This window comes from Flavobacterium daejeonense DSM 17708 (assembly GCF_000425425.1).
GTDB classification, from domain to species: domain Bacteria; phylum Bacteroidota; class Bacteroidia; order Flavobacteriales; family Flavobacteriaceae; genus Flavobacterium; species Flavobacterium daejeonense.
The window spans coordinates 13,668-40,604 of the sequence record NZ_AUDK01000033.1 but is presented as its reverse complement, the minus strand read 5'-3'; the positions used below and the strand labels follow the sequence as shown (position 1 = coordinate 40,604).

31 protein-coding genes are annotated in these 26,937 nt (G+C 27.5%); 2 read left to right on the top strand and 29 right to left on the bottom strand.

The window, feature by feature from the left end; translation table 11 throughout:
• Positions 1-302: 302 nt before the first annotated feature.
• The 7 genes from H599_RS0117160 to H599_RS0117130 form a co-directional block, all read right to left on the bottom strand.
• Positions 303-776 carry a thermonuclease family protein gene (locus tag H599_RS0117160; RefSeq protein WP_026715258.1) on the bottom strand — a complete coding sequence of 158 codons (474 nt, stop codon included), beginning with the start codon at positions 774-776 and terminating at the stop codon, positions 303-305.
• A 12-nt stretch (positions 777-788) separates the two neighbouring features.
• A complete protein-coding gene (locus H599_RS20020) occupies positions 789-1,211 on the bottom strand; it encodes a hypothetical protein (RefSeq protein ID WP_051590794.1) in 423 nt (140 codons plus the stop codon).
• Positions 1,212-1,539: 328 nt separating this feature from the next.
• A complete protein-coding gene (locus H599_RS0117150) occupies positions 1,540-2,133 on the bottom strand; it encodes a recombinase family protein (protein WP_026715257.1) in 594 nt (197 codons plus the stop codon).
• Positions 2,134-2,248: 115 nt separating this feature from the next.
• On the bottom strand, positions 2,249-2,386 hold the full coding sequence (locus H599_RS20840) for a hypothetical protein (RefSeq protein ID WP_155960817.1): 138 nt from the start codon (positions 2,384-2,386) through the stop codon (positions 2,249-2,251).
• Positions 2,387-2,388: 2 nt separating this feature from the next.
• Entirely contained in the window at positions 2,389-2,610 is a 222-nt protein-coding gene (locus H599_RS0117140) for a hypothetical protein (protein WP_026715256.1), read from the bottom strand.
• 19 nt (positions 2,611-2,629) lie between these two features.
• A complete protein-coding gene (locus tag H599_RS0117135) occupies positions 2,630-2,950 on the bottom strand; it encodes a hypothetical protein (RefSeq protein ID WP_155960816.1) in 321 nt (106 codons plus the stop codon).
• Positions 2,951-3,194: 244 nt separating this feature from the next.
• On the bottom strand, positions 3,195-3,488 hold the full coding sequence (locus H599_RS0117130) for a hypothetical protein (protein ID WP_026715254.1): 294 nt from the start codon (positions 3,486-3,488) through the stop codon (positions 3,195-3,197).
• 452 nt (positions 3,489-3,940) lie between these two features.
• On the opposite strand from H599_RS0117130, the gene H599_RS0117125 reads away from it, so the two are divergent.
• The gene (locus tag H599_RS0117125) at positions 3,941-5,824 is read left to right on the top strand and encodes a DNA methyltransferase (protein WP_026715253.1); all 1,884 of its coding nucleotides are present in this window, start codon (positions 3,941-3,943) and stop codon (positions 5,822-5,824) included.
• 3 nt (positions 5,825-5,827) lie between these two features.
• Positions 5,828-8,398 (top strand): DEAD/DEAH box helicase, encoded by a 2,571-nt coding sequence (locus tag H599_RS0117120; RefSeq protein WP_026715252.1) that lies wholly within the window; start codon positions 5,828-5,830, stop codon positions 8,396-8,398.
• Between the two features lie 520 nt (positions 8,399-8,918).
• On the opposite strand, the gene H599_RS0117115 is transcribed toward H599_RS0117120, so the two are convergent.
• Genes H599_RS0117115 through H599_RS0117010 form a run of 22 tightly spaced genes read right to left on the bottom strand, consistent with a single transcriptional unit; the run spans position 8,919 to position 26,883 of the window.
• Entirely contained in the window at positions 8,919-9,416 is a 498-nt protein-coding gene (locus H599_RS0117115) for a beta-barrel fold lipoprotein (RefSeq protein WP_026715251.1), read from the bottom strand.
• 11 nt (positions 9,417-9,427) lie between these two features.
• Positions 9,428-9,889, bottom strand: coding sequence for a PH domain-containing protein (locus H599_RS0117110; RefSeq protein ID WP_026715250.1), 462 nt, complete (start codon positions 9,887-9,889; stop codon positions 9,428-9,430).
• Positions 9,886-10,515, bottom strand: coding sequence for a hypothetical protein (locus H599_RS20440; RefSeq protein ID WP_155960815.1), 630 nt, complete (start codon positions 10,513-10,515; stop codon positions 9,886-9,888). The genes H599_RS0117110 and H599_RS20440 overlap by 4 nt, the downstream gene beginning before the upstream one ends.
• Positions 10,516-10,528: 13 nt before the next feature.
• The gene (locus tag H599_RS0117100; RefSeq protein ID WP_026715248.1) at positions 10,529-11,167 is read right to left on the bottom strand and encodes a hypothetical protein; all 639 of its coding nucleotides are present in this window, start codon (positions 11,165-11,167) and stop codon (positions 10,529-10,531) included.
• Between the two features lie 5 nt (positions 11,168-11,172).
• Complete coding sequence (locus H599_RS0117095) at positions 11,173-12,435, bottom strand: DUF4099 domain-containing protein (RefSeq protein WP_155960814.1); 1,263 nt, start codon at positions 12,433-12,435, stop codon at positions 11,173-11,175.
• Positions 12,436-12,466: 31 nt separating this feature from the next.
• Positions 12,467-13,150, bottom strand: coding sequence for a M23 family metallopeptidase (locus tag H599_RS20435; RefSeq protein WP_081810595.1), 684 nt, complete (start codon positions 13,148-13,150; stop codon positions 12,467-12,469).
• A 24-nt stretch (positions 13,151-13,174) separates the two neighbouring features.
• Positions 13,175-15,169 (bottom strand): type IV secretion system DNA-binding domain-containing protein, encoded by a 1,995-nt coding sequence (locus tag H599_RS0117085; protein WP_026715246.1) that lies wholly within the window; start codon positions 15,167-15,169, stop codon positions 13,175-13,177.
• 12 nt (positions 15,170-15,181) lie between these two features.
• Complete coding sequence (locus tag H599_RS0117080; RefSeq protein ID WP_155960813.1) at positions 15,182-15,643, bottom strand: hypothetical protein; 462 nt, start codon at positions 15,641-15,643, stop codon at positions 15,182-15,184.
• A 10-nt stretch (positions 15,644-15,653) separates the two neighbouring features.
• Positions 15,654-16,562 (bottom strand): conjugative transposon protein TraN, encoded by a 909-nt coding sequence (traN, locus tag H599_RS0117075; protein ID WP_026715244.1) that lies wholly within the window; start codon positions 16,560-16,562, stop codon positions 15,654-15,656.
• A gap of 4 nt (positions 16,563-16,566) precedes the next feature.
• Positions 16,567-17,724: a conjugative transposon protein TraM gene (gene traM, locus H599_RS0117070; RefSeq protein ID WP_026715243.1), complete on the bottom strand. Its 1,158-nt coding sequence runs from the start codon at positions 17,722-17,724 to the stop codon at positions 16,567-16,569.
• Complete coding sequence (locus H599_RS0117065; protein WP_026715242.1) at positions 17,724-18,122, bottom strand: hypothetical protein; 399 nt, start codon at positions 18,120-18,122, stop codon at positions 17,724-17,726. Before H599_RS0117065 ends, traM begins: the two co-directional genes overlap by 1 nt.
• On the bottom strand, positions 18,103-18,720 hold the full coding sequence (gene traK, locus H599_RS0117060; RefSeq protein WP_026715241.1) for a conjugative transposon protein TraK: 618 nt from the start codon (positions 18,718-18,720) through the stop codon (positions 18,103-18,105). Before traK ends, H599_RS0117065 begins: the two co-directional genes overlap by 20 nt.
• 16 nt (positions 18,721-18,736) lie before the next feature.
• The gene (locus H599_RS0117055; RefSeq protein ID WP_026715240.1) at positions 18,737-19,888 is read right to left on the bottom strand and encodes a plasmid transfer protein; all 1,152 of its coding nucleotides are present in this window, start codon (positions 19,886-19,888) and stop codon (positions 18,737-18,739) included.
• Between the two features lie 5 nt (positions 19,889-19,893).
• Positions 19,894-20,115 (bottom strand): hypothetical protein, encoded by a 222-nt coding sequence (locus H599_RS0117050; protein WP_026715239.1) that lies wholly within the window; start codon positions 20,113-20,115, stop codon positions 19,894-19,896.
• 18 nt (positions 20,116-20,133) lie between these two features.
• Positions 20,134-20,937, bottom strand: a complete 804-nt coding sequence (locus tag H599_RS0117045; RefSeq protein ID WP_026715238.1) for a hypothetical protein — start codon at positions 20,935-20,937, stop codon at positions 20,134-20,136.
• Between the two features lies 1 nt (position 20,938).
• Positions 20,939-21,601: a hypothetical protein gene (locus tag H599_RS0117040; RefSeq protein ID WP_026715237.1), complete on the bottom strand. Its 663-nt coding sequence runs from the start codon at positions 21,599-21,601 to the stop codon at positions 20,939-20,941.
• A 1-nt stretch (position 21,602) separates the two neighbouring features.
• Positions 21,603-22,256 carry a hypothetical protein gene (locus H599_RS0117035; RefSeq protein WP_026715236.1) on the bottom strand — a complete coding sequence of 218 codons (654 nt, stop codon included), beginning with the start codon at positions 22,254-22,256 and terminating at the stop codon, positions 21,603-21,605.
• Positions 22,257-22,267: 11 nt separating this feature from the next.
• Positions 22,268-22,927: a hypothetical protein gene (locus tag H599_RS0117030; RefSeq protein WP_035141844.1), complete on the bottom strand. Its 660-nt coding sequence runs from the start codon at positions 22,925-22,927 to the stop codon at positions 22,268-22,270.
• Positions 22,924-25,917, bottom strand: a complete 2,994-nt coding sequence (locus H599_RS0117025) for a TraG/VirB4 family ATPase (RefSeq protein WP_026715234.1) — start codon at positions 25,915-25,917, stop codon at positions 22,924-22,926. The genes H599_RS0117030 and H599_RS0117025 overlap by 4 nt, the downstream gene beginning before the upstream one ends.
• Positions 25,904-26,203: a hypothetical protein gene (locus tag H599_RS0117020; RefSeq protein ID WP_051590792.1), complete on the bottom strand. Its 300-nt coding sequence runs from the start codon at positions 26,201-26,203 to the stop codon at positions 25,904-25,906. The genes H599_RS0117025 and H599_RS0117020 overlap by 14 nt, the downstream gene beginning before the upstream one ends.
• Positions 26,204-26,205: 2 nt before the next feature.
• Positions 26,206-26,523 (bottom strand): DUF4134 family protein, encoded by a 318-nt coding sequence (locus tag H599_RS0117015; protein ID WP_026715232.1) that lies wholly within the window; start codon positions 26,521-26,523, stop codon positions 26,206-26,208.
• A 48-nt stretch (positions 26,524-26,571) separates the two neighbouring features.
• Positions 26,572-26,883, bottom strand: coding sequence for a hypothetical protein (locus tag H599_RS0117010; protein WP_155960812.1), 312 nt, complete (start codon positions 26,881-26,883; stop codon positions 26,572-26,574).
• Positions 26,884-26,937: the final 54 nt, after the last annotated feature.

Sequence of the window (26,937 nt, the reverse complement as noted above, 5' to 3'; positions counted from 1 at the left end):
CTGCAGCTGAAAAATTTCCTTGTTTTTATTCCTGGTTAATTGGCTACACTTGGCCAAGATTAACCAAGCAATAAAAACCCTTGTAAAGCCTTGAAAAATGGGAGAAGTTCGGGCGGGATTTTGAATGTGTTTTTTTCAAAACTTATTCAAAATATCGAAAAAGGAATTTTTTAAGGCTGTTTTTGGTGGAATACGGACTAAAAAATAGTACAGTTTTTTCAACTGATCTATTTTTTAGTTGGTACTGGAGCATTGGACTGTTAGGTTTTTTTAGAATTGCGATATTGACCGAAGTATAATATTTAATAGTATGATGCTCTTTTTAAATTTCTAAATTCCCAAGGTGGAACTGGAGCTTTATCTTTCCAAAGTCCTAAACCATTTTTTTTTGCTAAAATTTCTATTTCCGCTAGTTTTTTTGAAATGGAATATTGTTTGTAGTGCCAACCAAAACCATTTTTTATAATTTCTTCGGATAAATATTTTCCATCATAAAAGACTTTAGCAATAGTCCTACCGTATCTATCTTTAGAATCAACTTTATAAGTTACTTTTTTATTTCCAACTTCATTAGCTGTAAATTGTTTGGCTCTATTTCCAAAAGCTTGACTATTTTCAGGACAATCGACCTCTGCTAATCTAATTGTAATTTGATTGTTTAAAGAATCAAGAACTACGATAGTATCTCCATCTTTGATTTTAATAACTTTTCCTGATTGAGAAAAAGCATATAATTGAAATAAAAGTCCAAAAAAGAAAAATGTTAATTTAATCATTGAATTAAAATTTTACTTGGTATATAATAAAGCTTTTGGCTTTTCATTTAGTTCACTTTTTTGTAAACTGGATAATAATTTCAATTTAGCAAAATAGTTATTAAACAATATATCATTACCTTTTTCTTTTCTCATTGGGTTTGTACCATCATCATATAAAAAAACCTTTGCTATTGCTCCATTTTCATGGCATTGAATAGCATTAAAATCATTATCTATTGAGACCAGTTTTTTTATAAATGCAAGATTTAAATTCTTATAAAAGGTGTAAACTGGTAAATTTCCAAAACTATTATTATTATCATCAACTGAAACAGGAAAGTTCCAATCATTAATTCCTAAAGGACGATATTCTCTGTTAAAAGCGAACCATTCTCCTTTTTCATTTTGAGCTATTCCGTAAGGTAAATTAATTCTAAAAAAATCTGTAAGCATAATTATTTAATTTAAAGTTTATATTTTTTTATTTATAAAGTTAATCAATGCAATAGGGATAGGAACGGCATCCTTTTTTTTGGACCAGGAGTAGCGTAGCGAAACCTAGTCCAAAAAAAAGATATAGTGTATAGCCCGACCTTTGGGATTGCCCTAAAAATTATTTTTGTTTAATTATTAATTATATAAAAGTTTTGACTCAACTTAACAATTGTTTTATTCTTTAAAGAAGAAATAGCATCACATATCCATTTAGCCAATCTCGAATTAGTTATAATAAATCCATCAGAAGAAATCATAAACCCCAATATTCTTAAACAATTATTTTTCATCTTTTTACTTTTTCTAAACGTTCGTTTTCAAATTTCAAGTATTTATAAAGCGTTGTTTTTGATGCAATTTCCAGTACTTTACAAATTTCGTCTATGCTTAATTTTCGTTCATCGTATAGTTCTTTAGCTCTAACTGCTTTTTTTTGTGCTGCTGCTGAAAGTCCTTTCGGTTTACCTCCAGTTCTTCCCCTTGCTCGTGCGCTTGCTAAACCTACTTTTGTTCTTTCTGAAATTATATTTCTTTCAAATTCTGCGAACGCTCCTACTAAATGAAACATTAATTTTCCAACAGCTGTTCCTGTATCTATTCCATCTGATAAACTTACAAAATCTACCTTTCGAACTCCTAAATCATTTACTAATTCAATTAAATCTTTTAAAGAACGTCCTAATCGGTCTAATTTGTAAACTACTACTACATCATTTTCTCTTAAAGAATCTAATAATTTTTTTAACTCTGGACGAGCTAAATTTTTCCCTGAAGCTTTTTCAAAGAAAATTTTTGAGCATCCATATTTTAGAAGCTCGTCTTTTTGTGAATCTAAATTTTGGTCTAACGTTGAAACTCTAGCATATCCAAAAACCGCCATATATCGTGATATTTTTAAATTTTAAAGTAATCGATATTTATATAAAAAATATGCGTGGAAATAAGAGAAAAAGTGCCGTAGGCACTCTTTACTTATTTATTGGCGAAGCCACTAATTATTTTTTTAATTTATCTTTTAAGTTTTTAAAAAATTCATCAGGTTTAACAAAAAACCATGTATGAAAAAAGAAAAATATTTTTTCTATTACAGTAAATTTATCTTCATTTTTGAAATTATCATTTTTCTTTTTCATGTTTAAAATTTTTGAATAAAGAGTTCTAAGTTTTCGCTATCTAAAGCCCAAATAAGGCTATCAGCGTTATCATATTTACCTAAAAAATGATTTGCCATACTTTCTCCCCAAACGGCTTTAAACTTGTCAAAAACTTCTTTTTTAGCCTCTGCGCCTGTTGGGTATAATTTAAAACAATTTTCTAATCTAATTGCTTTTAAAAGCGTTTTCTTAACATCGTTCATTTTATATTTTTTTAAAAGGTTAATCAGGATAAAGAGTTTTAAAAAGCTTTTCGGCTAATTCACTATCTACTATTTTAAGATTGTGTTTAAAACCAAATGAATTTTCATAATCCAATTCTTTTTTAATTTTAAGAACACTATCAATTTCAAATATTTCAAACATAGTTGTTTGAAAAAAAGGATTCAAAAGGGTTAAATGACCGTTATAACTTTTAATACGTTTTGAAATAGTAGCTTCTTTAGGAACTCGATAACCTTTAGAAGTTATACATCTTAAAGTTCCTCTTAAATCTTTCAATGTTGGAGAATAGAAATATAAAAATTCGGATGGTTCACTCATAAAGAAATTATTTTTTCCTTTTGAAGCTTTTATTAAAAAAATTCTAGCCATAATTTATTGTATAAAAGTTGAAACACTTGTTTGAAGCTCACAATTTATAAGTAACATTTTTTTGAATTTTACTGCCGTATCTAAATCATCGAAAACCATTGCATCGAAGATGGAACTGGAGAGAACCAAAGTACCAATTAGATATTCTACGAAGTAGGTATTTTGAAGAGTTAAGAGTACGTACATAGGATAATTAGATTATTAAATTAAGATATGTTTTGAATTTATTTATTATTTCGGATGGGGAAACAATTCTTTTTTGGTAATAATCAAAACAATGAAATTCAATAGTATTTTCATTTTCATTAAATACTTCACATTCTCCAATGAGGAATGCACTTTTATCTGAAAAGAAAATCAAATATTCATATCCAATTTTATCTTCACTATCAATTATCCTATCCTCAATTTGAAAAGTTGTATTAGGATAATTTTTAAGTTCTATCTTGTTAGTGTTAATAAAATCGATTATAGCTTTTTCAATCATAATTAATTTTCTTTTGATTAGAGATTAACAAAAATCAAATATACAAAAAAGTACATTAAAACGTTATAAAAAACATAAAAATGTACTTTGATTAATGAACTAATAAAATGAACCTAAATATTTATCTCCAGTTAAAAAAAGAAATCATTTTCTAAAAAATAATTTGGTTCATTTAAACGAACGTTATTATGCAATCTCAAATATTTTTTTTATTTAATAAAAAATTTCCATGTTTTTATTTCTGGTTATGGCTACACTTGGCTAAGATTAACCAAGCAATAAAAATCCTTGCAAAGCCTTGAAAAATGACAAAAGTGCTTGTGGTATTTTTTAATATTATTTAAGAAATATTGCAAAATAATAAAGTCAAAATATCTATTTATAATTAAAAAAATAGATAATGAAATATAAATAAAACCCATATTTTTACAAAAAATGATTTAAAGTATTAAATGAAGAATTTAAATTTAGAAGAACGTGAGTTTCTAATGGAATGTTTAGCGAAAGGCACAACTATTCCCGAAGATTTTAGAGAAAAACTTTTCCCAACAATTCATAAGGAATATGAACTTCGTTATGCTGGTAAAATGCGTAAAGAAGACATCTTAGCTGACCAAGACGGAACTTTTGCTGTACCTTTACAGCTTGAAAAGATATATAATGGAGAAAGAGAAAATTTTAAAGATGATTGGAAAAATATGCTCGTATTTGGAGATAATTTACAATTTTTAAAAACTCTTTACAAAAATGAAGACCCAATTATAAAAGATAAAGTAAAAGGTAAAATAAAACTAATTTATATTGACCCTCCATTTGCAACAGAAGATGAATTTCAAAATAAAGATGGTATTAAATCCTATAGTGATAGAAAACAAGGTTCTGAATTTATTGAATTTTTAAGAAAACGTTTAATTTTAGCTAAAGAAATATTATCAAATGATGGTAGTATTTTTGTTCATTGTGATTGGAGAATGTCTGCATATATTAGGGCAATATTAGATGAAATATTTGGAAAAGAAAAATTCGTTAATGAAATTATTATTTGTTATTCAGGACCAACTAATCAAAAAAACAATTTTCCAAGAAAACATGATAATATTTTCTACTATAGAAAAAGTAATTCATTCACGTTTAATAACGAAACAACAAGAATAGACTATAAAAAATCAAATTTCACAACTGGAAAAACTTCATTGGCAGGTAGAGCAGATGATGACTATTTAAGACAACTTGACGAACAAGGAAAGCAAATAGAGGATTATTGGACAGATATTAGGACTGGTTCTCATATCCCAAAAAACATAAGAGAAAACGCTAGTAATTATCCAACACATAAGGATGAAAAATTGTTGGAAAGAATTATTAGAGCAGTCACAAATGAAGGCGAAATTGTGTTAGACTTTTTTGGTGGTAGTGGTGTAACTGCTGCTGTTTCCGAAAAATTAAATAGAAAATGGATAACATGTGATATAGGGAAATTTAGTTTTTATACAACACAAAAAAGGTTGCTTAAAATACAAAACTCGCTAAATTTAGAAAACCCTAAAAAACTATATAACAAACTTGCTAAAACTTTTGTAACTATAAATACTGGCATTTATGACCTAAAAAAAATGCAAGAACTCAATCAAGATAAATATATTGAATTTGTATTGCAGTTATTTGAAGTTACACAAAAAAAACAAACGAAAAAGGGATTTTCATTTCATGGAGAAAGAAAAGACGGTTATCCAGTAATTGTTTGGGAATACTGGAATAATAAAGACAGTAATTTAGATATATACTTTTTAGACAATTTACATCAAACTTTGGGTAAAAGCATTTCTAAAAGAGTTTATATTATTGCGCCAGCAAATGCAGTTGATTTCATTAGTGATTTTCATGAGTTAGATGATGTTCGTTATTATTTTCTTAAAATCCCATATCAAATTATCAAGGAATTACATCCAAAAGATTTTGCTAAAATAAGACAACCCAAAAGTAAAAATAAAGTTAATGATTTAGATAATGCAATAGGTTTTCATTTTAGTTTGCAACCAGATGTAGATGCTTCTTTCGAAAACAATATTTTACTAATCAAAAAATTTGTTTCAAATTTTAGAGAAGAAGAAACTAATAAAGAATTAGAAAATTTTGAAAGTTTAAGTATGGTTATTATTGACAATCATTATAGTGAAAAGGACGGTTTTATTATGAGTGATTGTATTTTTAGTGAAGATATAGAAATTGTGCAGAACCAACTTCAAATTCCAATACCAAAAAAGGGAGATGATATTTGTGTTATATTTATTGACATTTACGGCAATGAATTTAAACAAGTGATTAAAACTAAATAAGCAATGGCAGTAAAAAAATTTTTTAACACCCAAGATTTAGTTTTAAAAGTAAACTATAAAAATTTTGATCCAATAAAATATCCTTTAGATGAATGGGAAAGGTATTTAGATGTTCTTTGTCAAAATAGAGAATATCAAAAAGAAGCAATTAAAATGGCTATTCACTATTTGATTTCGACCAAATATAATAGTATTGAAGATTTGGTGAAAGAAAATTACAAATCAAATGAGCAATTACAATTAAGATACAAAACTGAAAACGAATATATTAATAAAATACAGCTACCAAACAAACTTTCAGCTAGTATAGATTTAGCAACTGGTACGGGTAAAAGTTTTGTAATGTATGGTATTGCACAAATTGCATTAGGTTTAGGAATTGTAGATAAAGTATTAGTTTTAGGTCCGCCAAGTTTAACGATTGAAAGAGAATTGACTAGAAAATTTGAAGGACTATCTACAAATTCTAGCTTAAAAAATGCAATTCCTCCAAGTTCAAAAGTTAGCAACCCTACAATTATAAACGCCGACCAAACTATAAAAGATAATTGCATTGCTATTGAAAATATTAATGCAGTCTACTCAAAGACTGGTTCATCTATCTTCGACAGCTTAGCTTTTGGAAAAGGGGAAAGATGCTTAGTATTAAATGATGAAGTCCATCACGCATATAACAAAGTTGAAGGAACAACAAACGAAAGTAGAAGTATAAAAAAATGGAAAGAATTTCTGTTAGATACTACTTTTCAATTCAAATACATTTTAGGATTTACAGGCACATCATATATAGACAATGACTATTTCAATGACGTAATTTACAGATATTCTTTGCGTTCCGCTATTGAAAATCGATTTGTTAAAAGTGTCAATTATGTTGTAGAGAATGAAGATAGTAATGAAAATGAAAAATTTCAAAAAATATTACAAAATCACAAACTCAACAAAGCAAAATATTCAACCCTAAAACCTTTGACAATTTTATTAACAAAAGATATTAAAATTGCAAAACAATTAAAAACTAGATTAGTAGAGTTTTTACACGAAAAAGAGGAAGGGTCAGAGGAATTTCTAAGCAATGATAAAGTTTTATTAGTAACTTCTGACAAAGACCATAAAGCCAATGTTTTAAAATTACCTTATGTAGATAATCAAGAACAACCTGTCGAATGGATTATTTCAGTCGCAATGCTTACTGAAGGTTGGGATGTGAAAAATGTTTTTCAGATTGTACCTATGGAAGAAAAAGCTTTTAGTTCAAAGCTTTTAATTGCACAAGTTTTAGGTAGAGGTTTACGTATCCCAAATGGCTATCCAAATGCAGAAGTAACAGTATTTAATCATGATAAATGGAGTGAAAGAATAAAGGATTTAGTTGAAGAAATTTTGGAAATGGAAACGAAAGTAAAAAACAGTCCAATTCTTGAAGGAGAGAGAGCTTGTTTTCATTTTACATTACATAATTTAGACTATACAAAAGAAAAAAAGGAGATTGAAATAGAGAGAGAAACAAAAATATTTAATTATAAAGATTATATAAATTTTTCTTCTGAAACTTTAAACATTATAACAGAAACCAAATTTGTTAAATTTGGAGATAAAGAATATAAAATCCCTTATGAAATTGAAAAAGAAAAATTTTCTTTAGAATATATTGTCAATAAAATTTATGATGAATTCCAGACAAGAAGATTAGAAGGAATAATTTTAAAATTAAATGAAAATGATTTTAACAGCGATAATTTACCTCAAAAATCAGATATAGAAATATATATTAGAAACTCTATGGAACAAGCGGGTTTACTTGGAGATTATTTAGGTAAAAAAAACACTATGGCAGCGTTTAGTTCTTTTAATACATTACTTCGTAAAAAACCTAAAAGTATTATTTTAACTAGAATACCAAATTCGATAACAGAAATAAAAACACAAAACAGAGAACATGAAAGTGTTTCTGTTTTAAGTTTAAGAAGTGATTCAACAATATTTTTTTCTGATGATTATATGAACGAAGTTGTTATATCTGATTCTTTAATTTCATTTAATGAAATTAAAGAAGATATGTCTTTACCACGTTCTGCATTCGCTGAAAGTATTAATAAATCTCTTTTTAAGACATCAATTGATTTAGTATTTACTTCACGTGAGCCTGAAAGAAAATTTGTTTGTGATTTAGTTAAAAAGGAAAATGCAAAAAAAATAACAAGTTGGATAAAATCAAAAAATCAAAGTTTTTATTCCATAGAATACTCATTGACTAAAGGGTCACACACCAATAGTCATTGGTTTAATCCTGATTTTTTTATCTTAATAGAAAAAGATAATATTCAATATATTTCTATAATTGAAATTAAATCTGACAATGATAACAGTGATGAAAACAAGGCTAAAAATAAATACGCAATTGAACATTTTAAAGAATTGAATAAACAACTTGAAGAAAGAAAAATAAACCAAATGTATATATTCAATTTCTTAAGTCCTAAAAACTATAATGATTATTTTACGTTTCTAAGAGATGAAAGACTTATAACTGGCAAATTTAAAAGTGAATTAGACGTTCTACTTAACGAATAGATTAAATAAATATATTTCAATAAATCAGCTCGAAATCAAATTATGAATATGATTTCAAAATTTAGTGATTGGAAGAACTGGAAGGAAAAGATAAAACTATTTTTGGCAGCGGTTCTGCCCTGCGAAATTTATGTAGCCGGGCAGATCTGCAGCTGAAAAATTTCCTTGTTTTTATTCCTGGTTAATTGGCTACACTTGGCCAAGATTAACCAAGCAATAAAAACCCTTGTAAAGCCTTGAAAAATGGGAGAAGGAGGGCAGGGATTTTGAATGTGTTTTTTTTCAAAACTTATTCAAAATATCGAAAAAGGAATTTTTTAAGGCGGTTTTTGGATGGAATACGGACTAAAAAATAGTACAGTTTTTTCAACTGATCTATTTTTTAGTTGGTACTGGAGCATTGGACTGTTAGGTTTTTTTTAGAATTTCGATATTGCCCGAAATATAAAAAAAAAGCCTAGTCCCATTTTCGGGACCAGGCTTTTTAATTTATAAAATTGTATTGATAAAAAAAGGAAAATTAATTTCCTAAAACTACTGGAACAGTAAAAGTACTGGAGCTTCCATAAGATGAATTAAAAACCTCTGTTTTTATTAATTTATCATCAGCGTAAACTTTAACAGTAGTATTCATTTTCTGAACGTTATTATCATCAATGATTTTCGGAGTTGTAACATTTGAAATTGTTAAAGATTTAACTTTTTTTGATGTAACAAAAGTTCTGTTTTGGCTTGAAATTTCCCCATATTTAGAAAACCATCTAGCAACGTTTTCAGGGTTATCAATGTTATCCCAAGTTTCTCCAGTAACATTAATTTCTTTAGCATTATCAGCAATAATTTGAATGGTCAAGGATTCGTCAAAATCAGTAAAATTTGAAGTATTTAATACTTCAACTTTTATAATGGCTTCTGAATTACTGCTTTCTCCATTTTCTCCATCATCATTGCTACAAGAGAAAAGAGTTAAGAAAGTTAAACCCAAAAATAAACTTTTAAAATTGTTTGAAATAGTCATTGTATATTAATTTAAATTGTTTCGAAAATTCTGTTGTTTCTTCTGTTTTGTTGAACTAAACCTCTAATAGTTTCATCAATATTAGAGAAAGGAATCCCCTCTATTTTCAAAATAGGATTTGTTTCGTCCATTGTAATTAATGTAATTGTCATTACATTAAATATTCTCATTATAACGGATTGTTTGGTAACATAGTCTTTAACTCTATATAATTCCAAAGAATTAAATGTCCTTGATAATATTCCAGTTCTTACTACAATTGTTTCCTCAGAAATAATGTAATTAATACTAATAATAGATAAAAATTTATACCACATATAAGCAGTAAATCCAAGAGAAACAAAAATCAATCCATTAAAAAAAATGATAGCTAAAATTAAAGCCAGCAAAGCTAATACTAAATATTTACTTACAACCGCAATAGCATAAAGATTAGTAGGCTTTAAAATTATACCAGTATTGTTATTTTTCATTTTAAATTATTTAGAGCATTAAAAAAGTTACTTGGTATTGTATCAGAAATTGTCATTCTTAAAGAAGTGAAACGATCCTTTTCAATTTCATAAGTATCAACCCGATTTAAAATCCCGTGAAAATCTTTATCAAATTGTTTTGATAATGAAAACGGTAAAATAGTATCTGTTTGATGGATATAAAACACTGTATAATCTTTCTTAGTAGCTATTGCAACTCTTTTGTAATTGTAGCCATTAAAAGAGGTATCAGTAAGTATTTTTTTGGAAGTATAATTTTGAATAGAATCATTTATAAATTTAACTCCAAAGTTTTTTTTAGCAAGGTCATAAAATTTGGTAATCTGATTTATTTTTTCAAGATTATTAAATCTCGCATATTTATCTCCAGTTATAAAAGCAAAAGGAATTTGTTTTCTATTTTCAAAATCAGGTAATACTTCTATGAAGTTATTATCTTTAAAATACATTTTTGAAATAGGAATCCTAACAGCATCATAAATATTTTTTGATGGTTGGTTGTAAACAAAAATCTCTAATGAAATTTTTCCCATAGTCTTTTTTTCTCTATTATCGCAAGAAAATAAAGCAAAAGAAAATAGAATTAGCAATAATATTTTTCTCATAATCATAGTATAATTATTTATTTAGAATAAGCTCTTCAAAATAGCTTTTAGCAATTTTTGATTTAAAAGTTTTGTATGGTAATGTTATATTCAAGGCTTTACGAATCATTGATAAAGTGACGTAGTTTCTATTTATAGAAACCGATTGACTATTATAGTAAACAGTTAAAATATTGTCTTTAAGAATAAAAGAAACGTTATTAATTCCTTTAAGGTAACAAGCAATTTTAATATCTAACATTTTACCATAAAATGAGTTAGGATAGACTAAATAAAATTTTTTTAAATTAGTATAATCTTTCTTTAGATATTGGATATATGAAAATTTAGGATTGTTTCCAGTAACAACAAACAAAGCATGATTGAATGAAATGTTTTTTTTGATTTGATAAAAAGCCATAGCATCCAAAAAAGAATTAAAAAAATATACCTCATATATAAATGCTGATTCTAAAGGATTAATTAAATTAAAAAAATCAGCAGGAATAAATCTTTCTCTAGTAATAGATAGCATTTCATTTTTGAAATTTGGTTCAAAAAACGCTTTATGATAGGTAAAATATATTTTATTTAATTCGTTATCATAGATAATACTATCCCCAAATATGGAGATAGTATTATTAGTAAAACCGATGTTATTAAGGAAATTCATTTGATTTATCGTCCTATTTTATACGTTGTTTCTATTTCAACCTTTTTTGAAGTTTCAAGTTTTTCCTCTTTTAATTTTTCCTCTTTTTGATGTTTAGCTGAATTTTCAATTTCAGGGTCATTTACTTTTTCTAAAACATCATTAACTGATTTTTGTTTTGTAAGTGTAATATTTGAAGCAGTTGTAAAGCGTGTAATTTCTCCCTTAATAGAACTTAAATCATTTTGAATTTTAGTGTCATTTGGAAAATTATGAGCTTTCCTTTCTAAATCATTTTGAATTTTTTTCAAGGCTTCTAAATACCCTCTTGAATACTCAGTTTCTTTTTTCTTATCTAGTTTATCAGCTATGGTACGACTAGCTTTAATAAACAGATAAGATAATCCACCATCTAACAACAAAGAAGTTATTAGTAAATTTTTATTTGCTTTTATAGAATCTTTAGAAGTTGGCGAATATTGAATTTCAATACCATCTTCTAATTCAACTTTTTTTCCTTTTTTGAAATCTTCTTTATTTTTTTCAGATAGATTTTTTCCATTCACTTGAAATGGTGGTTGAATATTTGAAGCATCAACTGAAACAAAACTTTTTGTTTCTTTATCAAATTCATAAACAAGTGTCTTTTCTTTTTTCTTGTGTTCTGAAAAAGGTTCAATGTTCCAAATGTTTTTATCAACTGTTTTTTCCTCAGTTTTGATAAAAACATTTTTATCATCATATACTGGAACATCTACAAGTACTGGAACTTTGCCTAAGTGTGAAATTTGAATCATATCTCCTTTTTTAAGATTAGATTCTTCTAAAGCTTTTTGAAGTTCAACTCCCCAAAGAACAGTTTTCTTTCCATCAAATTTTTCCAGTTCTACAAAGAAACTTTGTTTGTTTTTTGGGTCATGCTCATAATTAGCATTTCCAAAATTAGTTAATTTTCCATAAGCAGAAATTACTTTTTCAGTAGCTCCATTTTCCTGAATTAATTTTGCTTCATCTGGAGTTAATTCTTTAGGAATATTGACTTCATTATAAATTGGATGAATTAATAATGAAACCCCTCCATTTTCCTTTTTATGAAGCGATAATTTAGCATCTAATGAAATATTATCAGTTCCATTAATATTGATGTTATCTAACTTAACAAAATCCGTTAATTCGCCTTTTAAAAGCTGTTTAAGAGTATCTTCTTTCAAAGTTACTATATCATTTTTTATTAATCCCAATGCCTTTAAGTCCTCTCTAGGAACTTCATTTAAGCTAAAATTTTCCATGTTTTTATTGTTTAAATTAATGTATTGTTTATCACTCAATATTTTGAGCTAAATTTTTAAATGTTTGTATGTTTTTATCGATTAAAACTAAATCTTTAATAAATCCTAAAGGATTAATACTTTCTCCTTTATAACTAACGGAGAAATGCAAATGTGCGCTTGTTGACAATCCTGTATTTCCTGTTACACCAAGAGCAGTTCCGACTTTTACAAAATCATTCTTCAAATAAAAGTATTCATTCAAATGAGCATAAGTAACTACATAATCATTATACTTTACTTTGATAAAATAACCTAAGCCTTTGTTATAACCTGAGTTCAGAACCACCCCATCTAACATTGATTTTATTGTATCATTGTTAGCTCTGAAATCTATTCCATCATGGAATATCCATTTTGCTTTTACTGGATGAAATCTCATACCGTAATTAGATGTGATTTTTAATTCATCTAAAGGCAAGGTTAAACTGTTGTATAAATCAGTTTTTTCAAGAATTGGTTTATTAACAACTATTTTTTTCTGAACCTGTGCAAATTTTGCACTTGTTGAATCTTTTTTAAAAACAGTATCTAGCGGTTTCTTTTTTATAATCTCTTCTTGCTTTTTAATTGAGATATTTTTATAATCTCTCTGAAAAGAAATAGAATTGAAATTTTGAGAATACATTATTATTTGAAAAAAAAGTCCAAAAAAGAGAAGCAAATATTTATTCATTTCTTCTTATTTTAGATTAATAATTTAATTTTTATTTGATAAAATTTCTTCCATCAAATCCTTAACAAAGAATGTGATTTCATCATTTATTTTTTTGAAATTCTTAAAAAGGATTTCATCTTTTTGACTTCCAAAGTCATAATAATTAGGCAGTTCTTTATAATTATCTTCTTCAATCTTAAGATTTTTAAGGTTCAAATTTATTTTACAATTAACAGCTGACGTTTTATAATTTCCAAAATCTGATTCTCCAACATCTTTAGCTATAATACCTACCATTTCACCAGTTCTTAAACTGGCTATTTTACCCGCAGGAATTAAAGCATCTAATTTCTCATTATAGGAAACTGAGGTTTTATTTCTGTCAATACTCAACCCCTCACCTTTTTGTTTTACTTTACCGAAAAGCCTTTCTAACCAATCTAAAGTTTCTTTATTCCTTACAGAACCTGATAAAATATTACCAACAATTGAATTAATTGAATCAGCTGTTTCTTTTCCATACTGCTGTTTAAATTGTGGTAATTCTTGTAAACCCAATAATACCGCAACTTTATTACTTCTTGCAGTAGCAATAAGATTTTCAATCTTATGAATATACAAAGTAGGTACTTCATCAACTACGATAGAAGTTGGTAAGTTATTCTTTGAATTTATCAATTTTAACATTCTATTTAAAACTAACGAGTACAAAGCTGAATTAATATTTTGTGTGGCAGGGTCATTGGCTAAAATCAAAATAGATGGATTTTCGGGGTCTGATATTTTGAGGTTAAAATCATCATCTGAAAAAACCCAAAATGATTCTTTAGTAGCTAACCTACTTATAAAAACTTTCAATGTACCAATTTGCCCCTCTAACTGGTCAAACGCTTTTTTTTCAAAAGCACTATAAAAAGGAGATAATAAAGAATGTAATTCAGTATTTGAATATAATACCGTAAAAATTTCTTCATAACCTTTATTAATAAATGCTAATAAATGAGGAAGAGAAGAGTATTTCCCTTTCTCATATTTAGCTAGAAAATAAATTGAACTAGCTAAAAAGTTAATTGCTGATTGAGTAAAAAATTGGTCTGCTCCTCCTCCTCCTCTATCTCCTTTTTTCAAAGCTTCAACCATAGCTTCGGCAATTTCCGAAGCTTCGGCTAAAGTATTAACGTACTTTGAATTTAAAGGATTTATTCTATTACTTTTCTCTACATCATTAAGATTAATAACATGGAAGTTATGATTTTTTAATCTTCCTTGCTGTTTACCTAAACAGTAATGATAATAGGCTATTTTTCCTAAGTCTGGAAATTTAAAATCATATAAACACATTGTAAATCCTTTCTTTATCAGTTGTCTAATAGCTGGATTTATAACTCCAAAACTTTTACCCGATCCTGGAGTTCCAATTACAATAGTTCCTCTAAATGGATTAATATTTATATATCCATTATGAATTTTTTTATCATAATAAAATTGAGTAGGTAGATTAATTGAATATGGGGTATCATCTATTATTGTTTCTTGCATAAAACTCTCACCCTCGACATTCCATTTATCTTTTCCAAAACCTGATTTGACAATCTTACTAATATTATCAATTGCAACTAAAGTTAAAATTGCACCTAGAAACGAAAGTATAATATAAGCCAACTCATACTTATCGGTATAGGATAATAGTAAATTTTCGGGATTTTCTTTTGAAACAGTTAAAAATAAAATTGAACTGAACAAAGAAAGTAATCCTAAAACTAAAGGATATACAATGTGATTTTTAACATTAATATCTAATTTTTTTTTTGCTAAAGTTCCAATTCCAACTAAACAAATTAACAATAAAGTAAATAACTTAAAGTATAAAGGTTTTGAAAAAATTACAATTGCAGAGAATTTTTGAAGAACAACGTTACCCATTCCTAAAAAAGCTTCTCCTTTATAAACATTAACCAAAACATCTAAAACAACTAAGCCATATACCGCCATTTGTAAAAAGCCATAAAGCTTTTTCTGACTTTGGTTTTCTTCCATAATTTATTTGTGTTATAAAGCTATTCTTAATCCTATATTTGCAGTCGTAACCCATTTTTGACTAGTTTCAAAATAATAACCGTTATCATTACTTAAAAACAAATCCACGTTATTAGATAAAGATTGGATAAATTCAAATCCAATATTTGGGGCAATAGCAAAATTTTCTGTTCCACTTCCTGCATAAACCCCAACCCTTAATTTTCCTAAAGTATTTCTTTCTCTAAAAAGCAGAGGTTTATAATTCACACCAAACAAATAATTTTCATAATCAATTAAATCGTTTCTCTTAAAATAGTTTGCCGATATTTCAACAGAATTATAATATTGCCCTGCAAAATCAAATCCTAATCCAACATTTATTCCATTTGATATAACAGCACCTCCTTTAAAAAAGAAGTGCTTATATCCATCCTGTGCGTTCATTGTATATCCTGAGATAATAAATATTGCAACTAAAAAAAATCTATTCATAATTTTATTATTAAAGTGTATCAGCGTTTAGTAAATCTCTGTAATCAATTTTTAATTCAATCATTCGTCCGCTTATTTGTTCTTCGGTTAATTGAATATTCAAAACCTTAGAATTTGGAAAAGTGAATTTTTTAAATACATAAATATTTCTAAAATTCTTTCTAAAGGATTTATTATTGTAAAGAGTGAAATCAGGCTTTACTTCTAACTCTTGAACGTTGGTAGCTTTAAATATTTTTTTATCCTCAATTTTAAATCTTACTTCGTTAAAATCATATTTTATATTGGTTCGGTTTTTATAAGATACATCAAGAAAAATATAATCTCCGAAAGAATATATGTTATTCAATGAAGCTATTAAACCAAGACTTTTAGAAGTAACATTTTTAAAAGTCGGTTTTCTTTTTAGCAATTCATACGAATAACTCTTCAACTCATTATTAGTTAATGTAACCTTTGGAAATTCTAAAGGTTTCATGTCTTTAGGTTGAATTTCGATTTCTGTAGATGTAAGTTTTGAATCTTTATTTTGAGTGTAATTGATTCTATATTGAGCAAGAAATGATTGTCCAACAACAGTTACTATAGCAACTTCATTATCACTACTAACATTCACTTTTTTTAAGGTGTCATTTTCGGGAACGTATTTTATTCTTAATACATTTTCTACTGGCAAATCTCCAACAACTAAATTTGAAGATATATCAACGTACTGGATCGGTTCAGGAGAGCGAAAATGAATAGAAACATCATCTGTAATAAATAACCAAGTCAAATCCTCTTTTGCTTGTTGTCCTTGCATCCCTGCATCTTTAATTCTGGAAATATAATCTTCTGTCTTTTCTACAGAATCATTTTGTGCAAATGATGCAATTGAAAAAAATATTAATGCTGCTAAAAAAAATAATTTGTTTTTCATCGTATTAGTTATTTTGATTTTTAAGTTCTTCTTGGTCTATTAAAAAAATATAAGTACTGTATTTAAATTTTGCTTTATTCTTGCGAATAGCTGTTGCTAAAGCTTGCGAGGTGGATTGAAATGCTTTTCCAATTGTACTCATTACAAAATCCTCACTATTACCGCTTGAAATATCTTGTCCTTGCATTGTAGTACTACCTAATTCTTTGGTAAAATCTCTAAAAGCAGAAGCCGGAACATACAAACCAAGCATACCATCCAAATCGAACACATCTAAATTTACTGGCAAAATTTTATTTTGATACATAACAGATATTACTTTCATCATAACTCTTTGCTCGGTAAAACCGTTTATGATAGCATATAAATACGTTCCTTTTTTTAAAAGATTTGTACCTACTTTAATATCTTCTAAAAGTTTAATTCTAATTCTACTACCTGCATAACCTTTTGTATTTTCATCAATGATTGCTTTGATAAATTCATTTGCTTTTACTGGTTTTATAGTATTAAAATTGTTTCTTAAAGACGATGCTTTTTGAACTGCTAATTTTTTGCTGTTTCGGTTAGCTTTTTCTTTTTCAAAAGCTTCCTGTTTTTTTAATCGCTTTAATTCCTCTTGATATTCAGGGTCATTTGCTTTATTCAAACTATCCATTAGTCTAGCCTGTTCCTGCATCATTTTAATAGGATTGTAATCTTCTTCTTTTTCAGATACTTCTTTTACTGGTTCTTTTTCCTTTTTAAATAATGCCAATAATTCTTTATTTTCATTGCTTTGATTTCGAATAGGATTATAACCTTTTGCCTTTTCTTCTTGCAATTTTTTACTGGTCAAAATTTGATTATCTAAATCATCATTTTTAGAATTAATCCCATTTTGATAAGTTGGTAGTTCCTCTTCTTCTAATTCGGAAATGGCACTATAACCGTTTGCATCTTTATAAGAGTTCTCATAATTTTCTAATTTATCCTTTAGCTCTCTATCTTTAATACTTTCTGATACATCAGAAATATTACTTTGCATTCCATCATTTCCAACAACTACCGTTTTAGGTTCATCTTTGAAAGTATCTTTGTACAGATAGAACCCTAAAATTGTAAAAGGAAATAGAATTAAAGGAAGTATGTATTTTTGTTGCTTAAAATTTATTTTTGCCATTATTTCTTTGGATTTAAACGTTTTTGAATAATTTGTAATTCATTTAATGAATTAAGCAGTTCAGTACTATCTTGTTTTGTCAAAGTTTTTTTAGCTAAAATTGTTTGAATTTTAGAATCTAAATCTTTGATTTCATTTATTGAACTTCCTGCATTTATTAACCCACCTAAACCAGTAGAAAGAGTATTTTCAATTGAATTACTTTTTACTACTAAAGGTTTTCTAACATAAGGTTCTTTAAATACAGAGTATAAAACAGAACCTACAATAGAAACTCCTAATATTAAAATCATTGCTTTAAAAACCATTTTTGGATTTCTTTCCAACCGTTCTATAAAATAACCCTGATAATCATTATCAGGGTTATCATTTTCTTGATTATAATTGCTGTTTTTCATCTACTTTTAAATCTTTATTTTCAATTGTTTTCCAGTTTTGAATTATTACACCGTGAGGGTTATTAGCACTTCTTGGAATATCTTTTAAAGACCCCTCCGTAATTAACGACCTTATAATTATTGTTGATTTTCTTTCAATTTTCTGCTTACCGTAATAAATAAAATGACGTTTAGGATAATCTAAATGAATACTATCAGTTTCTAAACTCAATACGGCTGAACTTGCTAAAATTTGATTGAAATAACCTTTTTCCTTTAAAGTATTATATTGTACCATTCCTGATTCATCAATTAAATACATGGCTTTCTCCATATTGTATTTTATATGTTGCTCGTCAGGACTTAAGGAAAAGTATAACGAATGAAATAAATCAACGTGAGCTTTATACTCTACTGGTCGATTTACTTCTTGATTCGTCTGTTTAGCAAGAATAGGAACATCCTTATCTAAAACATAAATTGATTTTCTTGATTCAATTATTAAATTATTTGCAAAAATTGCACCTATAATAATTACCGCCAAAGAGAAAAGTAAAGAAGAAATTGAAATGATTGTCGCTAATTTTATCTTATCTTCTATGTTTTTTATTAAACCCATTTTTTATATTTTAAAGTTAAAATCCTTTTGCTATTCTAGCAATTGTACTTGCTCCTCTACCCATTGTAGAAACAGCAGAAGTTGCACCACTTGTTGAAACAATCCATGTTGAAATACTTGGAACAGTAAATATGGAAATTGCTGAAATAAGAAAAGTTACAATTACAACTCCAAAAGACATAATTCCATTTGTTCGTAAATACATTAGTTTCTCCATTGAAACTATATCTCCGTTTTCTGTAACTATTTCTTTAAATTTTTGAATTTCTGAGGTTAAAGCAAATTCTTGTAATATTCCACAAACAAAGAGAATAATAAATGCTACACCTAAATAGAGCTGAACCGAAATAAACCTACTAATCCATGTACTAAATGATTCTTTAAACATAGGTAAAATGGACATTGCAACTGAAAATGGTCCGAGCATAATAAGAACTCCAGAGTAAATAATCTGTATCATAAATATGGAATAAACTGCAATTCGTAATATCCATAATCCCAGTATTTCTAAACATTGAGTTATAGCCAAAGAAATTGCAATGTTAAATTTCTCTTTTAATTCTAAAATAGGATTTACAACTGCCGAAAGTCCATCTTTAACAGTACTTGAAATACTTCCTAAAGGGTCACTCATAAAATCGCTTGACTGGTCTGCTGCTAAAGAAGTTTCAGCTGAAACTTTATACAAACTATTAACCATTGCATACTGATATGTAGCTCTAGAAATTCTCAACTTATTTATTCGTTGTTGTTGAGCTTCATATTTCTGACTAGCTACATTTGCAACTATTGTTGTTGGAACAGAAATTGCATCAATAAAAGCTCCCCAATAAATAATGACTAAGCATAATCCAAAAGGTCTTAATAATGGCAGTATTTCTAATTGTTTATCTCCTGTCATCATTTCATAAGCTTTGATTGCAAAATAAATTAAAGCCATTGCACCGCCTAATATTCTAGCGGTATCTATAAAAGTTGCATATTCAGCCCAAACCATCGATTTATAACCTGAAAGAAAATCTTTCATAAACCAATCTTCTAAAACATTTCCTCCTTGCGCCCAATCAACAGCTTTTTGTTGCTCTGCGGTTGTTTGAGAAAATAAAAAACTTGGTACAAAAAAGAGAATTATTGTACCAAGTATTAAATAAATTTTTTGATATTTCATAAGTATTATTTTGAATTTTTAAGAATGTCCTGCATCAGTTGAGAATCAGTTTTTTTCTCTTCTTTTGGCTTTACTTTTGGTTTTTCTAAAGTGTCTTTTTGAAGAACAAGATTTATTTTTTCTTGTTCTTCTTTTTTAGATTCCTCCTCTTTTTTTCCGCAAGAAATTATAAGAGTTCCTACTATTAAGACTAAACCGATTTTGATTATTTTCTGATTATTTTTCATAGTTTTTATTTTATATATTTATTTTGAATTTTTAAGAATGTTTTGCATTATTTCTCTATCTGATTTATAGTTCCACTCCGCATTTTTTAAATCGTCTCCTGAATTTTGACTTTGTGAGCGTTTATTTAATTTTATCATTGTAGAAGCCATTGTTAAATGCTGTCCTAATTTACCTTGTACTAACTTGTATTCTTTCATTATCCTATGGTAATTTAGAATTCTATCTCCCCGATCCATATTCGTTTTAAACGCTCCTGTTAATCTATCTTGAAACCTCTCCATTTCTGATTGATACCATTCTTGAACTCCTGTATCTTTCAAATATTTTTCCGTTTCTAAATCAGTACTTAATGGTTTTGATTTATTATAATCAATAACATCTGCTAATTCTATTTTATAATACAAATTCCATAAAGGGTCAACTCCTGCAAAAAGTCCTGAATAATAATATAGTTCACTAAGAGCTGTATTTCCTAATTCGTCTGTTTGTTCTCGATACTGTTGAGTAACATTTTCAAGAGAAGTATTCATAAGCATTCTTTGAGTTTGTTCTCCAGTAGGACTTAGAGGTCTAATATCTTTTCCTTTGCGATATTTTTTATATTTCGAATTTGCTAACCAACCCCAAGTCATAGCGTAATGAATATTAGTTTGAATCCCGAAAAAATTATACTTTGGATTTGGTAAAAAATTTCCCCAACTTTTATAAACCATCCTATTTTGTTGTGCTGTGATATGTGGGTCACTAATTTTTTTTATTCCTTGTGAATAAGAAATCACAACTATAAAAAAGAATAGAATAAAAAATATTTTTTGTTTCATCTTATAGTTGTTTAGAATTAATAATTATAGAATTTATTAAATACATATCCTGATTAATCCAAGATTTGAAAGGATTCAAACTGTTCCACATTCCGTTCATTTTCGCCCAATAAATACTGGTTCTTGCTCCGTACAATTCAGCTCTTAAAAGTTGTAATTTGTAAACCACTTTTTTAAGCAATTCATCCCTAGAATTATAATTCATAAGAATATCTTTATTACTTGTCAATACCATTGTTCTAACATCTTCATATAATGTCAAAGATGTTGTATAGATTCTTTTTCCGTAAGAAACCGCAAAAACATTATATTGAGGACTGTCTTTTGTTAAAGCGAATAATCCATCTGCTTCATTTTTAATATCCAGTAATAATTGAGCTATGTATTTCACTTCCTTTCCATCTTTTATAACCTCATTAACTTCATACAATGAATTATAAATCAAGTTTTTTGTAGCGACTACTTTTGCTAAATTTTTATTAATAGAATTTACGTTTTCATTAATTTTATTAGTTTGCTTTTCCAAAGCAACTTCTGCTGTCATACGCATAACATTATTTTCTGTTACTGCTTTATAATGTTTTTCATCATAGTATGGTTGAAGATACTGTTGAGAAAAACATTTCCACCCAAAAAACAAAAAGAGAAAAAAGAATTTTTTCATATTAAATTTGCTTAGAATTATTCATAATTTCTTTGATAATATCTTTTTCTCGATTGATGTAATTATTCCAATTATGCTTTGCTATAAGTTTTTCCATTTTAATATTTTGGATGATACTTAATAAATTTCCTGAAATTGATTCCAGTATATTTATTTCATCAATAGCATGATTTAACAACATCTTTCTATCTCCTGATTTCATTTGGTTAATATCTCCGTAAGAGATAGCTAAACCAGTTATAAATCTTGAAATCATTTGTATTTTATAAACAAAATCTTTTTCTGATTTTAAAGCAATAGGAATCAATAAAGGGTCATTTTGCACTTCCTTTATTATTTTATCCTGATTAGCTATTGTATTTTTTATAGCAGGAATAGCACTTGGTGTTACCATTACGGCATCAAATAAAAATCCTAAACTATTTAATCGAGATTTTATTTTTGCGTATTTAGTTTTTAAAGTAGTGGTTTGTTCTTTGTTATTTTGCTCCAATGCTAAAACCCCTGCTTGATTGTCTTTTATTTTTATTTGCCTTTTGTTTTCATCAAGTTGGTGGTCAATGCCGGTATGAATTAAATAATAAGATATATAACTTGCTTTAGCTGTATTAACATAAAAGCAAAAGAAAAGCAGTAGTAATAAATTCTTTTTCATAATCGTAAATATTAAATTTGTTTAGACCTTTGCATCACACTTTTTATTATCATTTCATCCTGATTAATCCAAGCTCTAAAAGGGTTTAATGTATTCCAAATCCCGTTCATTTTTGCCCAATACATACTTTCTTTCATCATATAAACATTCGCTCCTAGAAGTCTAATTTCAGTATGGATGTAGTTTAAAAGTTTTTGTCTTTCCCCTGCATCCATCATATTAGTTTCTCCACTAGCTAAAATCCTTGAAATTTCAGCAGTCATTAAAACAGCTCTTTCTTTAAAAGTTTTAGCAGAATTAACAGCAAATACAGTTAGAACTGGATTACCTGCTGCTAAATCAATTGTCTGTTTAGTATCATTAATAATGTCAACAGAAGTCGAGTAGATTTCTTTAATTGTTAGGGCATTATTCAAGGTTTGGGAAACTTGGGTTAATCCCTTTAAAACCTTGTCGTGCAAATCATTTGCTACTTTTAATTGACTTGCAACTAAAGCCTGCCCCTTTTGAATATTTGACAAATTTGTATTTGTCTTATTTTGTTCAGTTTTGAGAGTATTAGAATAAGCTATCATTGCAGGAGCTGTCAATACATCAACATAAACAGTTTGTGAAAAACCTTTAACCCCACCTACAAAAAGCAGGGTTATTATTAAAACTCTTTTTTTCATGCTACCTTATTTAATTGATTAATATATTGTTCAAAAGTAATTTCTTGGTTTTTCAAGATTCTTTTGATATAATTAAAAGTGTTTTGTTTATGTTCTTCTTCTAAAATTTTTATTTTCAAAAGAATATCAAAAGGAATAGGTTTACCGTATAGATTTACAAAATTCACAAGAGTAGGTAATGACAGTTTAGCTAGTTCTAAAGATTCAATAAAGGCATCTAAACCTTTAGGATAACTACCGTAAGAAGTTGTATAAAATTCGACTGCCATTTTCTCAGGTTTTTCAGTTGTATAAGTTAAATATTGAGCTAAAGAAACTTCATTTCCGTAAACTTCACCTCTATCTCCTCTTTTAAAATAAAACTCTTTAAATCGGCTACGATTAGCCCTGTTATCCAAATTATTAATTGTGAATATTTTCTTTTGCTCAACAGTATTTAATGATAAAAGATTAGCTATTTCAGCAAAATTATCTTTGAATTTAGTTTGGTCTAATAAGAGTAAACTATCGCTATTATTAATAATAGAATCTTTCACAACTGGATTACCTATAATATCTCCTAGTTCCTGCGTAACAACAATAGCTTCTCCCCAAAATTTTCTAACTGTCTTATACAAGTAAAGAATATATCCTGCCATCATTGGAGAAGCTATTGCTTTCCACGCTTCCTCAATAATTAAAGCTTTTCTTTGGGTTTTTCTTAATCTCATTTTCTGAATAAAAACATCCATAATAATAAGAGTTACAATAGGAAATAATATTTTGTGTTCTTTGATATTGTCAATCTCAAAAATGATTAACTTTTCATCAAAAAGAGAAGAATCAGAATTTTCATTTAAGATTGTTTCAAACTCCCCACCTCTGTAAAATTTCTTCAAAATATATCTGAACTCGTCAATTTCAAAAGGTATTTTTTCCTTTGTTGTAACTAAAGGAATTTTATATAAAGCAAACTCATAAAAAGAATTAAAACTCAATTCCTTAACACTTCCTTTTTCTTCAATTTCATCAAATTTTTGAAGCAACTTAGATTTATAGACTACAATTACATTATTATCTATATCGCTTTCCAGTTCCTCTTTTTTCAAAACAATACTTGTGTTTTTAGATTTTTCATCCCTAAGTATCATTCTATTTAAAATCACATTATAGGCTTCTGATATTGAAGAAAAAATAGCCGAAGCATCTTTTAAGTTTGGGTTTTTATCGGGATGGTACTCAATTGCCTTTAATCTATAAGCTCGTTTTAGTTCCTCCTGTGTTGCTTTTTCAGAAATACCCAGTATATCGTAATGATTAAGATTTTTATCTCCAAAAACAGCTAATTTACTTTCTTCTAACAAAAGCGTTACATTAACTCCTCTGTCTTTTAAATATTCCTCTAATTCTGAAATTGATAAAGAATCTTTATCAATTGAGTTATTAAAATACGTTGCATAATAAGCAGTTATTACTTCTGCTAAAACATCTGTTTCAATAGATGTTATTTTTCCATCCGCACCTTTCCACAATAAAGAAATAAGAGTTTGTAAAAACTCTTTCTTTTCTAAATTATATTCCTCCTTTTTCATAATAAAAGGATTCATTGTAATAGGTTTCTCGGCTGTATAAGTGATGTATTTTCCATTATAATATGAAGATAATCCTGAATAACTATCTCCAGTATCTACAATAACAACATCCATATTGTATAATAAATACTGTTCAATAATATTATTCATTACAAAGGATTTACCCGAACCACTCGGACCTAAAACAAATTTATTTCTATTTACAATTCTCCCAATTTCCATTGGATAATCTGAGGGATCTACTTTTAATGGTATGCCCTGTCTATCGGTAAATCTCAAAAAGAAATTAGAAGGTTCACTAACAGGCAGGGCTTCTTTAAAAAAAAAGCAAAGACTAGCATCAGAGGTAGTCATAAACCAATCATAAGGTTTTAATTCAACTGAATTTCCTGCTAAAACAGTTCTAAATAATTCCATTTGATTAAATGACCTTTTAGATGCTATTACATTTTGATTAAAAAGGTGTGTTTCAATAGAATTTAATGCTTTAGTTACTTCATCCTCTTTAGCACAAATAACTATATTAAAATGAGCATTTACGATTAATTGACTTTCTCTAGCAACATCATTCAATAATGCGTCAATATCTTCTACACAAAGGTCATTTGCAGGGTCAGGCATTCCTGAGTGTCTTTTCTTCTTAACCTCTAATTGTCTTAAAGTTTTCATCTGATTAGGGATTTCAATAACTTGATTATAAATCAATGTTTCATAATCCCCTACTTTGTTTAAAAATCCCATTCTATCTACTGGGAAATTTTTCAAAGCATCTTCGTTAATTTCTATATATGGAGTTACTGTAGATGGTAAATCGCAATTATCAATATCAATTAAGGATAAACATTTTATAAGTTTACCCTCCATTTTAATATTATAATCTGTTGGTTGCATATTATCCAAGTGAACGAACTTTGAAGAAAAATCCATTACAAGAGTTCTTCTAATAAGGTCATTGATTTCTTTCTCAAATAATAATTTAGGATTGAATCCCGAAGAGGATAAAAGCTGTAAAACTTTATTTATTTTCTGCTTAAATTCATCATCTTCTTTTTTAGAATATTTCTTTTTTGCCTTTCGTGTAATTGCTATAAAAGTATCGATACTTTTATAAGCTCTTCCATCAAAATGAGAATCATATTTTTTTTGTAAATACTCCTCAGAAATATTTTCAGAAAATATCTTTTTTGAAAATACATCTAATTTTTGTATAAAATGTTCTTCTCCAATTATCTTAATTACATTTAAAAAAGCGTTGTGAAAATCTAAATAATAATCTGGATTTGCTGAATACTGTAATACGTTATTAATTATTTTGAAAACTACTGTAGCTTCTCCTTTTTTTCCATAAAGAATATTAATAGTTTCGTCACTTTTATCAACTGCTAAATATGGTAGTTGAAATTCTTTATTTTTTCCCATTGTTACTAATGTGTTTAATATTATTTGAAATTATATAAATTTCATTTTTACTTCTAGTCTTATCATACAAACCTCCTTTCTGTTTTTGAGAGGTGTAAAAAATACCACCAACAGAAACAATAATCATTGTTAAAACTCCTATTCCTAAATTAAATATTGCTCCAATAATCCCTGCTAAAACAAATCCACTAATAAGAAATCCAGCTCCCCAATAAATATATCTTCCTTTGAAACCTTTAAAAACAAGGGGCTTTTGAAGCCCCTTATATACCTTATATTCTTTCATAATTAAACTCCGAAAAATCCTTTTACGATAAGTGGTGCAATGATTAGAAAGACACAAGAACCACCCCATCCCATTAATTCTTTATTAATGTCATTATCTCCAGAGTTCCATTTAGAGTAAACTCTAATTCCTCCAACAATTCCAACAATTCCACCAATTGCCATCGTTAAGTTGGTAATTGGGGTAATATAAGTCTTTAGAATTGTAACTCCTGCGGTTATTCCTGTAACTCCATTTTGAGCATTCATACTGTCGATTGCTAATACAAAAACTGCTAATAATGTGAAAAGTGTTTTTTGATTCATTCTAAATTTGTTCATAATAATTGTTTTTAAAAATTGATATTTGATTTATTTAATTGTTCTTTTTTATGCAAAAGCAATTGATTTAGATTTTACTATTGCTTCTGTTTTTGCGAGATTAATTAATTCGCTAATTGTTAATCCTCCTGATACTCCAATCTCAGTTTTTTTATTACTACCCTCCTTTCTTTCTATTAGTTCTACATTTTCAATTTGTTTTTCTTGAACAGAATTTTTTTCATCTTCTAATCTATCAGAATTAATGTTTTTTTTTTCTGTTAATTCCTCTTCTTCAAATTGCACCTTTTTAGGGGTGTAATCATCAGAAAAAGATAAAGTTTCTAAAACCTCATTATCCGTTTTTTTACCTCTATTCATTAAATCCAACACTATATTAACTGTGTAATAAATAAAGTAAATCACGAAAATTGT